This window comes from Deinococcus multiflagellatus (assembly GCF_020166415.1).
Lineage (GTDB): Bacteria > Deinococcota > Deinococci > Deinococcales > Deinococcaceae > Deinococcus > Deinococcus multiflagellatus.
In genome coordinates this window covers 1-1,659 of the sequence record NZ_JAIQXV010000052.1, presented here as the reverse complement: position 1 = coordinate 1,659, position 1,659 = coordinate 1, and the positions used below count along the sequence as shown (strand labels likewise).

Annotated in this window: 4 protein-coding genes; all 4 read left to right on the top strand. The window is 71.1% G+C overall.

Features of this window, described 5'->3' with window-relative positions; all coding sequences use genetic code 11:
* Positions 1-60 precede the first annotated feature (60 nt).
* On the top strand, positions 61-456 hold the full coding sequence (locus K7W41_RS23250; protein ID WP_224612918.1) for a hypothetical protein: 396 nt from the start codon (positions 61-63) through the stop codon (positions 454-456).
* Entirely contained in the window at positions 441-812 is a 372-nt protein-coding gene (locus tag K7W41_RS23245; protein WP_224612916.1) for a hypothetical protein, read from the top strand. The genes K7W41_RS23250 and K7W41_RS23245 overlap by 16 nt, the downstream gene beginning before the upstream one ends.
* A complete protein-coding gene (locus tag K7W41_RS23240) occupies positions 809-1,144 on the top strand; it encodes a hypothetical protein (protein ID WP_224612914.1) in 336 nt (111 codons plus the stop codon). The genes K7W41_RS23245 and K7W41_RS23240 overlap by 4 nt, the downstream gene beginning before the upstream one ends.
* Positions 1,141-1,659 (top strand): glycoside hydrolase family 19 protein (locus K7W41_RS23235; protein ID WP_396116240.1); only part of this gene is annotated, 519 nt, incomplete at its 3' end. The genes K7W41_RS23240 and K7W41_RS23235, both read left to right, overlap by 4 nt.

Here is a 1,659-nt window from a genome sequence, read left to right as displayed (position 1 = left end):
CACCCCGCCCCAGCCGGCCAGCGTTGGGGCGGCTTCCCTTTCTGCTGGCCCGGAGGCCCTATGCGCCGATTCTTGTCCATCCTCCTGGGCGCGGTGGCCCTGTCCGCTGCCCACGCCCAGATTCCCGCCCTGCCGGTGGCCTGGGCGCCCGCCCCTCAGCTCACCACCCCGGCCTGCCGCGTGGAGGCCCGCGTGCAGGCCGGGCCCAACATGCTCGGCCAGTACCTCGTGCTGATCGAGCTGCCCCCCACCTGCCCACCCGGTGGCGAGCGGCTGGCCCGCATCCTCACCCGCCTGGGGGGGCGCATCCCGCCCATCGGGTATTTCCGCATGGGTGGCGGTTATCCCCCACAGGTGGGCTACTGGGTCTTCCGGGGCGCCCGCGTGCAGGACCGCGCCGCGCCGAACGACTGGCGCGACGTGCCGATCAAGGGGGCGCCGTGGGCCCCGAACTGAAGTGCCGCTACCGCGACCAGATGCTCATCGGGCGCGTGCTGCTGGGCCTGACGGCGTTCATGGTGCTGCCCCTGGCCAAACCCATGCTGTGGATTCTGGAGACCTGGGGCGGGCTGCAGGTCAGCCCCCTGGTCTGGGCGGTCCTGTTTGGCCTGACCGGCGCGGTGCTGCTGCGCACCCGGCAGCCGCGCTGGGCAATGGCCGGCATGATGTTGGCGTTCATCTGGCTGGCCACGGTGGCCGCTGCCGCGTGGCTGGCCCTGGGGCCGAACGCCCTGAGCTTCATCTGCTTCCCGCTGATGTGGCACTGCGGCTCGACGGCGGTGGCGCTGAAACTCGCCTGGAGGGCAGCGTGACGAGTGGGGAACTCCTGCAAGGCATCACCCTGATCAGCACCCTGGTCATCGGTGTCTGGACGCTGCTGAGCAAGGGCAAAGACACCACGTACACCCGCCTGGAGGGCGAGCGCAACCGCCTGGACCAGCGCGTGGCCGAGTTGGAAAAAGGCCGCGAGGAAGACCGCGCCCGGCTGGAACGGGTGGAAACCGAACTGGACGACCTCAAGCGCGTGCATTACACGCTGATCGACTTTCTGCGCGACATCGTGTCGGGCAACTTTGACGAGGCTTGGATCAAGCGGCGCGCCGCTGATCTGCTGTCCCGCCACGGCGGGGGAGGCACACCATGATCACCGCTGCCCAACTGCGCCGCATCCGCCCCGGGACCGCCCCCGCCGACGCTGAAGTGGCGGCGCGGGTGCTCTCGGTCGCGGCGGCCGAGCACGGCATTACGACCCGGCTGCGGCTGGCCGCGTGGCTGGCGAACATCGCGCAGGAGTCTGGTTTTCGGAACGTGCGCGAGGACCTGTACTACCGCGACCCCACGCGCATTGCGAACATCTTCCGCACGGCCTTCCAGGGCAGCGCGGCGGCGGCGCGGCCCTATGTCCTGAACCCGGTGGCGCTGGCCAACCGCGCCTACGCCCACCGGCTGGGCAACGGCAGCGAGGCGAGCGGCGACGGCCACCGCTACCGGGGCGGGGGGTACATCCAGCTCACCGGACGGGCCATGTACCGCGCCCACAGCCGCCCCGGTCTGAACCTGGAGGCACACCCCGAGCTGATTGAGGACCCGCAGGTCAGCGCCCGGGTGGCGGCCAGCTACTGGCAGCGCTGCGGGGCAAACGCGGCGGCTGACGCCGGG